Origin of the sequence: Vibrio gelatinilyticus (assembly GCF_022836845.1) — a bacterium.
GTDB lineage: Bacteria > Pseudomonadota > Gammaproteobacteria > Enterobacterales > Vibrionaceae > Vibrio > Vibrio gelatinilyticus.
The window spans coordinates 1-8448 of the sequence record NZ_JAJNNZ010000032.1; the positions used below are offsets into that span (position 1 = coordinate 1).

At 47.7% G+C, this 8448-nt stretch carries 7 protein-coding genes; 2 read left to right on the forward strand and 5 right to left on the reverse strand.

The window, feature by feature from the left end:
- Positions 1-130: 130 nt before the first annotated feature.
- The 5 genes from hslU to priA form a co-directional block, all read right to left on the reverse strand.
- A complete protein-coding gene (gene hslU / locus LNL84_RS19410; RefSeq protein ID WP_244359486.1) occupies positions 131-1462 on the reverse strand; it encodes an HslU--HslV peptidase ATPase subunit in 1332 nt (443 codons plus the stop codon).
- A gap of 55 nt (positions 1463-1517) precedes the next feature.
- Positions 1518-2045: an ATP-dependent protease subunit HslV gene (gene hslV, locus LNL84_RS19415; RefSeq protein ID WP_244359490.1), complete on the reverse strand. Its 528-nt coding sequence runs from the start codon at positions 2043-2045 to the stop codon at positions 1518-1520.
- Between the two features lie 252 nt (positions 2046-2297).
- Entirely contained in the window at positions 2298-2852 is a 555-nt protein-coding gene (locus LNL84_RS19420; RefSeq protein WP_244359497.1) for an SPOR domain-containing protein, read from the reverse strand.
- An 81-nt stretch (positions 2853-2933) separates the two neighbouring features.
- A complete protein-coding gene (gene cytR, locus LNL84_RS19425; RefSeq protein WP_244359499.1) occupies positions 2934-3941 on the reverse strand; it encodes a DNA-binding transcriptional regulator CytR in 1008 nt (335 codons plus the stop codon).
- A 276-nt stretch (positions 3942-4217) separates the two neighbouring features.
- Positions 4218-6419, reverse strand: a complete 2202-nt coding sequence (gene priA / locus LNL84_RS19430; RefSeq protein WP_244359506.1) for a primosomal protein N' — start codon at positions 6417-6419, stop codon at positions 4218-4220.
- A gap of 282 nt (positions 6420-6701) precedes the next feature.
- Between priA and rpmE the strand changes: the two genes are divergently transcribed.
- Together rpmE and LNL84_RS19440 are read left to right on the forward strand one after the other, a co-directional pair.
- Positions 6702-6920, forward strand: coding sequence for a 50S ribosomal protein L31 (rpmE, locus tag LNL84_RS19435; protein WP_244359501.1), 219 nt, complete (start codon positions 6702-6704; stop codon positions 6918-6920).
- Positions 6921-7154: 234 nt separating this feature from the next.
- The gene (locus LNL84_RS19440; RefSeq protein WP_244359504.1) at positions 7155-8411 is read left to right on the forward strand and encodes a malic enzyme-like NAD(P)-binding protein; all 1257 of its coding nucleotides are present in this window, start codon (positions 7155-7157) and stop codon (positions 8409-8411) included.
- Positions 8412-8448: the final 37 nt, after the last annotated feature.

An 8448-nucleotide genomic window follows, 5' to 3' on the forward strand; every position in this document is an offset into this window, starting at 1 on the left:
TGGGTGGATTCCTGCCTTCGCAGGAATGACGGGGTAATTAGGAATGACGAGGTAATTAGGCATGACGAGTTGGCACAAAAAAAGGGCAAAGACGTGATGCCTTTGCCCTTATGGTATCTGCTGTGGTTGATTACAGAATAAAGCGGCTTAGATCTTCGTCAGCAACGAATTCACCAAGTTTAGTATTCACGTAAGCAGCGTCAATGGTGAGCTTGCTACCAGCTTTGTCTGTGGCGTCAAACGAAATCTCGTCCATTAGGCGTTCCATCACGGTGTGTAGACGGCGAGCACCGATGTTTTCGGTAGTTTCGTTTACCTGCCATGCGGCATCTGCGATTTGTGAAATACCGTCTTCGGTGAATTCAATGTCGACCTCTTCGGTCTTCATCAGTGCGATGTATTGCTCGGTCAGTGATGCTTTTGGTTCAGTCAAAATGCGCTTGAAGTCGTCGCTGCTCAGAGCTTCGAGTTCGACACGAATAGGCAGGCGACCTTGCAGCTCAGGAATGAGATCCGATGGTTTCGCTACCTGGAATGCACCTGACGTTACAAATAGGATGTGGTCCGTTTTTACCATGCCGTGCTTAGTGGATACGGTGCTGCCTTCGATAAGTGGCAGTAGATCACGCTGTACACCTTCACGAGACACGTCTGGGCCTGAGGTGTCGCCACGTTTACAGATCTTATCAATCTCATCGATAAACACGATGCCGTTGTTTTCTGCGTTGTAGATGGCTTGCTCTTTGAGCTCTTCTTGATTCACCAGCTTTGCTGCTTCTTCTTCGGTTAGAGCTTTAAAGGCATCTTTGATTTTGATCTTGCGCTTTTTCTTGGTGTCACCCGCCAGATTCTGGAACATGCCTTGTAGCTGGTTGGTCATTTCTTCCATACCAGGAGGCGCCATGATCTCTACACCCATTTGCGGTGCGGCTACTTCGATTTCGATCTCTTTGTCGTCTAGTTTACCTTCACGCAATTTTTTACGGAACGCTTGACGAGTTCCCGACGATTCTTCGCTTTGCTCGTTCTGGCCCCAAGCGTCACGAGCAGGCGGTAGTAATGCATCAAGAATGCGTTCTTCGGCTTGCTCTTCGGCGCGGAATTTTACTTTTTCCATCGCTTGCTGGTGAGTCATTTTGATAGACACATCGGTCAGATCACGAATGATGGTTTCTACTTCCTTACCCACATAGCCCACTTCGGTAAACTTAGTGGCTTCTACCTTGATGAAAGGGGCATTAGCGAGCTTTGCTAAGCGACGGGCAATTTCGGTTTTACCCACACCCGTTGGGCCGATCATCAGGATGTTTTTTGGGGTCACTTCTGCGCGCAAGCTTTCTTCAAGCTGCATGCGACGCCAGCGGTTACGAAGAGCGATAGCAACCGAGCGTTTTGCGTTGTCTTGGCCAATAATATGGCGATTAAGTTCGTGAACAATTTCACGTGGCGTCATTTCAGACATGATAAATTCCTTTAGCAATCTAGAGCGAACACTACTTGGTGGTCATCGACCAATATTAGTTAGTTTCTAGTTCTTCAATAGTGTGATGGTGGTTTGTGAATACACAGATATCACCCGCAATTTTTAGCGATTTTTCGGCGATTTCACGCGCGTCTAGCTCGGTGTTTTCCAATAAAGCCGTCGCAGCTGCTTGAGCGAAGTTACCACCTGAGCCAATCGCGATGAGGTCGTTTTCAGGCTGAACCACATCACCATTACCTGTGATGATCAGTGAAGCGGTTTCGTCGGCTACGGCAAGCAAAGCTTCTAGCTTGCGCAGTGCGCGATCGCTACGCCAGTCTTTTGCCAGTTCAACCGCGGCTTTGGTGAGGTGACCCTGGTGCATTTGCAATTTGCTTTCAAAGCGCTCAAACAGCGTAAATGCGTCGGCGGTACTGCCAGCGAAACCAGCCAGTACTTGATTATTGTAAAGACGGCGAACTTTTTTTGCGTTGCCTTTCATGACGGTGTTGCCAAGAGAAACTTGTCCATCACCAGCGATGACGACTTTGTTGTCACGGCGAACAGATACGATAGTAGTCACGTCGTTTTGCCTCTTTATTCGTTTCACTTATGGTATGAAAAGGATATGCGGACGAAGAATGGCGATTTCAAGGGAGGCCAGATGTTAAAGATCCTTTTGGCTTGGTGTCTGTGTTGTGTGATTAGATTCCCGCCTTCGCGGGAATGACGAAGAAAGGCAGGGAATGACGAAGAGTGGGCAGAGGTGTTAGGAATTAGTCGTAATGGAAATAAGTAGGGATGACGTTTTATGTCATCCCTGCTGTGGTTCGTGTTACGGCCTTTCTTTCCAAATGGCGCACGGCTCAATCTTGGCCAGTTGCAGCTTGTGTTTGTCTCGTTCAGCGTCGCGTTTAAATTTGTACGGGCCCAGCACGACACGATACCAGCTGCTGTCTTCTTTTTTACGGATCTTGCTCGAAATGCCTTGAAAGGCAATATCCAGCTTACGAGTATCGGCTTGAGACTGAGTCTTATAGGCACCACACTGCATAATGTATGGGATATCAGACACCACTTGCTCTTTGGCTTTTACTTCGACTTCGCGTTTTGGCAGCGACTCTACGTAATCCCACTTTTCTTCTGGTGGTGGAGGAATGACCTTTTTCACTGAAGGTTTCGGTTGTGGTTTGGGTTTGGGCTTCACTACCGGCTTCGGAGCCGGAGCTTTAGGCTCAGGGTCGTTATTGAGAGTATAGAGGCCATAGCCAAATGTACCTGCGAGTAGGATCGCCAGTAGTCCACTACGCCAAGGCTTGCGACGTGATGTTTTTTTTCTTGCGGGCTTTTTGCTGCCTTTGCCTCGTCTTACGTAATCTCGATTGGCCACTGCTTTTTTTCTGAATTCAATAAGTAAACGGGCTTCATGGTAATTAGCCAGAAGCCAAGTTTCAAGCGATAGCCAAATTGGCTACGTCATTCTGGGGTGGGTCGCACTGTCTCGCACCACTAGTTGTGTATCCAACAACCGAGAACCAGCACTGACATCATTGCCTTTTAGCAACTCCAACATCATGTACATGGCTTGACGGCCGATGTCATAACGTGGCTGAGAGATGGTCGTGAGCGGAGGATCGCAGTACTGAGCGAATTGAATATCATCAAAACCGACAAAAGAGATGTCTTGTGGTACTCGTAGCCCTAGCTTTTTCGCCTCTTGCATCGCGCCAATGGCCATGATGTCGTTATGACAAAAAACGGCGGTGGGCGAGTCTGGCAGTGCCAAAAGCTTGCGAATGAGTTTTGCGCCAGCTTCAAAGGTGAAGTCGCCTTTTACGGTATACGCCGGGTTCATCGTGATGCCAGAACGGCGCAGTGCCTGCTGATAACCTTGCTGGCGGAATTTACACAAAAACGCACTGTCAGGGCCAGAAATTTGGGCGATTTTCTTATGACCAAGTTGGGTCAAATAGTTCACTGCCTCAAAAGCTGAGGTGAGGTTGTCGATGTGTACCGTTGGTAATTCTAATTCAGGAGCAAATTCACATGCCATCACGATGGGTGGTAGGTTTTTTTGCTCTGGTTTGCTGACATCAAACGGTAGGTTGGTTCCGAGCAGCAACATGCCATCGGCTTGTTTGGTGAACACCAAGTTTACAAACGAGTTCTCTCTTTTCGACGATTGCCCGCTGTCACCTAATAAAACCAGGTAACCATGCTCCATCGCCGCATCTTCGATTCCTCGAATGATTTCTGAGAAATAAGGATCACAGATATCAGGAACAATTGTAACAATGGTTTTAGATTCATTGCGTCGTAAATTGCGCGCTAATGAGTTTGGGGAATATCCAGCCTCTAACACAGCATCTTCAACGCGTTTTCGGGTTGAAGATGATACTTTTTCAGGGTTCATCAATGCTCGAGAAACTGTAGCCGTTGAGACGCCTGCAAGCTGGGCAACATCCTTCATTGTCGCCATAAAAAAGAGTCCTCTTAGTGTTTGGTGCGGTGTCGCTTTAGGTGAACTGTTTTGCGACTTAATTGATGACGCTCAAGCTTGGTTTTTATTATGACCTAATGGTATTGCCGCTGTTTTAAAGCTCGGGTAAATAGTTTTTTGTATTCAACTATGATGACCGATAGATTCATTTTATTCATTTCTAAACATAAAGTTACGGCTTGATTAACAAAAATTGCAATGTATTTGTGAGGCGCATCACAAAATAACGGGTGTGAGTGTTACCAATAATCCAATTTAACTGAGGTCTTGTGGTTCGATGTCCACTGACCAGCGCACCTTCTTGGCATGAGGCAGTTGCGAAATCACGGAACGTGAACTCATCAATAGCTTTTGCATCAAGCTGCGTGTCGACACTTGCAGCAAAAGTTGCCAACGTGATTTTCCTGCTCTTTTTGCCATTGGGGCAGGTGTCGGCCCTAATACCATGCAGTTATCATCAAATAGCGGGTGAGCTTCTAACGTGTGACGAACCTGCCTTAAAAAGGTTTCGACATCATCACAGTTGTTTGCCTCGGCGCGAAAGAGCGTTAAAAAGGTGAAAGGCGGCAGTAGAGCCAGCTTTCGCTCTTGCAGCACCGTGTCGGCAAAGTGGCGGTAGTTTTTATTGAGTAGCGATTGCAGCAAACTGTGTTCAGGATGGTGTGTTTGCAATAGCACCTCTCCTGGCTTACTGGCTCGGCCTGCTCGGCCTGCGACCTGAATAAACAGCTGCGCTAAGCGCTCTGACGCGCGAAAATCGCTGCTGTATAATGAACCGTCAACATCGAGCAGTGCCACTAAGGTGACGTTAGGGAAGTGGTGACCCTTCGCCAACATCTGTGTGCCGATGAGTATCTGATACTCATTGCGCTTGATCGATTCAAGGGCGCTTTCTAAGCTGCCTTTTCTGCGAGTGCTGTCTCGATCTATGCGAATGGTTTTGTATTCGGGAAACAATTGCTCTAGCTGGCTTTCCAGTTGCTCTGTGCCAACACCCACCGTCACGAGCTGTGTTGAACCACAGCCCTGACACTGATGAATGACGTGTTGCTGTGAGCCGCAGTGGTGGCAGCGAATTTCATTGCTGTGCTGGTGGAACGTGTAGTACGCATCGCATCGATGACACTCGGCTATCCACCCGCACTCATGACACATCAATGCTGGGCTAAAGCCTCGGCGATTGAGAAATAGCATCACCTGGTTGCCCGCGCTAAGGTGCTTTCGCAGTTCGGCAATCAAAGGCGCAGATAGGCCGCTCTCAAGATAAAGCCCTTTGACATCGATAACTTTATTGGTGGTCGGTACAGCCAGACCGGCTCGCGAAGTTAAGGTCAGGTGATGGTACTTTCCGCTCAGTGCGTTGTGCAGTGTTTCAAGTGCTGGCGTTGCAGAGCCCAATACAATCGGTATTTGTTCTTTATTGGCACGCATAACCGCAACATCGCGGGCGTGATAGCGCAAGCTATCTTGCTGCTTGTATGAGGCGTCGTGTTCTTCATCGACAATAATGATGCCAAGATTGGCAAAGGGCGTCAGCAGGGCTGAGCGTGTGCCTATAACGATGCCAGCGATGTTGTCTCGGGCACTTAGCCACGCATTGAGTCGCTCGGTTTCGTTGAGACCAGAGTGAATCACCTCGACAGGCACATTAAAGCGTTTTTTAAATCGGTTGATGGTTTGTGGTGTGAGGCCTATCTCAGGGACCAAAACCAATGCCTGTTGCCCTTGTTCAAGCCTGGGTTTGATAAGGTTAAGGTAGACTTCGGTCTTGCCTGAGCCAGTCACCCCTTCGAGTAAATAGCTGTGAAAGCCCGACTTACTGTTGACGGTGGCAATGGCGACCGCTTGTTCTTTATTGATGCGCAGATCGGCAGGTTGATTACAGAGCTCTTTAGGCCAGGCATGACGCTTGGGCTTGATCTCTGTCGACGCTATCCAGCCTTTCTCGGTCAGTGTCTTGAGTACACTTGAACTTATCTCCTCTTCAATAAATTCTTGATGAGGGCAAGGGCCGTGTTCAAGACGCTTCATGACCTTGGCTTGCTTGACCGCTCGTCCAAAGTTGTGCATTAGCTGGTTTTTACCTTGCTCGGTCAATTGCCATTCAACTTGGGTGGCAAAGTCGGCGACTTTGCCTTTGCGAAGCGCTGACGGCATTGCATTGTGCAAGGTGTCACCCAGAGGATGTTGGTAGTATTGACTGCACCAACGAATTAACTCGTACAACGGTGTTGGCCATACGGGTTGGTTGTCCATCACCGCTTTAATCGCTTTTAATTGCGCGAGAGGGAATTCGGAATGCTGTGTAAGCTCGGTGACCACTCCGGTCAGGGTCTGACGTCCAAAGGGCACCGACACTCGGCCACCAATGATAGGAAACAGGTGTGACGGGATCAGATAGTCAAACTGTTTGTCTAGAGGCACGGGTAGTGCAACTCGAGCAATTGATGGACGCATAAGCTCAGTGCCGATCCTGAATTGAAAGTAATAGGAGATAATGACGGCTAGTGTAACGTTAATATCCTTGAAGCCCAAAGTGATTCCGCAGAGGAATATCAGCGCAATCACAGTAATTGGTGAAAAAAGTGGCAGAATCAGTTGATCCTAGCAGCGGGATTCATTACTATACTGCGCCTTAGTGATATGGCTTTATAGCGGTATTACGATATTTTTATTAACTACGTGTGGTGTCCGGCATAGAATCGGATAGCGACACGGCCTAAATCTTTGAGGTTTCCCATGAAAACTGGTATCCACCCAGAATACAAAGCAGTAACAGCAACTTGCTCTTGCGGCAACGAATTCCAATTCAACTCTACTCTAGGTAAAGATTCTATCCACCTAGACGTATGTGACAAGTGCCACCCATTCTACACTGGTAAGCAACGTATCGTTGATACTGGCGGCCGTGTTGATCGCTTTAACAAGCGTTTCGGTGCTCTATCTAGCAAGAAGTAATTTTACTTTTCTCGCTACAAAAAAGGACGCTCAGGCGTCCTTTTTTTGTGCCTGATGTTTTTCTATTTGCGGTTCTCTTTCCTCAAAAACAAAATTGTATACAACTTGATACAAATAATGGCCTGAGTAGAGTAAGATGTAATCAGTGTACCCCTTTAGGTAAGAGCAAAACGTCTGAATATAGAGGTATACTGTCAGCCTTTATATAAAAACAATATGCCTAGGAAAGCAATCATGTCAGAAGACCCTCGAAACGACTTTCGCCAACAAGCTCTGGATTACCACGCCCTGCCTACCCCAGGAAAAATTGAGATCGCATTGACCAAGCCTGCCGATTCGGCAAAAGACTTGGCGCTCGCATACAGCCCAGGTGTTGCCGAACCTGTACGTGAGATCGCTCAAAATGTTGAGAATGTGTATAAGTACACTTCCAAGGGCAATATGGTTGCAGTGATCTCAAACGGTACGGCTATTTTGGGGCTGGGAAATCTTGGCCCTATGGCGTCGAAGCCGGTGATGGAGGGGAAATCCCTGTTGTTTAAGCGTTTTGCTGGTTTAGATTCTATTGATATTGAAGTTAAACATCGCACCATCGACGAGTTCATTGATACGGTTGCGAATATTTCCGATACCTTTGGGGGTATTAATCTAGAAGATATCAAGGCCCCAGATTGTTTTGAGATTGAACGTCGCTTAATCGAACGCTGTGATGTACCGGTTTTCCATGATGACCAACACGGCACCGCTATCGTGACGGCAGCGGGTATGCTCAATGCCATCGAGCTGCAAGGAAAAGAGCTTAAAGACGCTCGAATTGTGTGTTTAGGCGCTGGCGCTGCGGCTATCGCGTGCATGGAACTGTTGATTAAGTGTGGTGCCATGCGTGAAAAGATCTATATGCTGGATCGCAAGGGTGTGATTCATACTCGTCGTGATGATTTAAACGAGTACAAAGAGCTGTTTGCTAACAATACCGACATGCGAACTCTTGAAGATGTGATTGAAGGTGCCGATTTATTCCTAGGTGTTTCAGGGCCTAACTTGCTTGAGCCTGAGTCGCTCAAGCTGATGGCAGACAACCCGATTGTGTTTGCTTGCTCAAACCCAGATCCGGAGATTAAACCTGAACTTGCTCACGCAGTGCGCAGTGACTTGATCATGGGTACAGGTCGCTCAGATTACCCGAACCAAGTGAACAATGTTCTGTGTTTCCCGTTTATTTTCCGTGGTGCTTTAGACGTACGTGCCAGTGAAATTAATGATGAGATGAAACTGGCCGCCGTTGACGCGATCCGCCAGTTGGCGAAAGAAGAAGTGCCTGCCGATGTCATCACAGCTGCAGGCGTAGAGTCGTTGACCTTCGGTAAAGATTACATTATTCCAAAACCGATGGATCCGCGCTTATTGCCACGAGTGGCTAAAGCCGTTGCACAAGCGGCGGTTGATTCTGGTGTTGCTCGAATCGATTTGCCAGAGAATTACATGGTTTAATGGATGGCATACAGGCATAAAAAATCCCCTTAGAGAG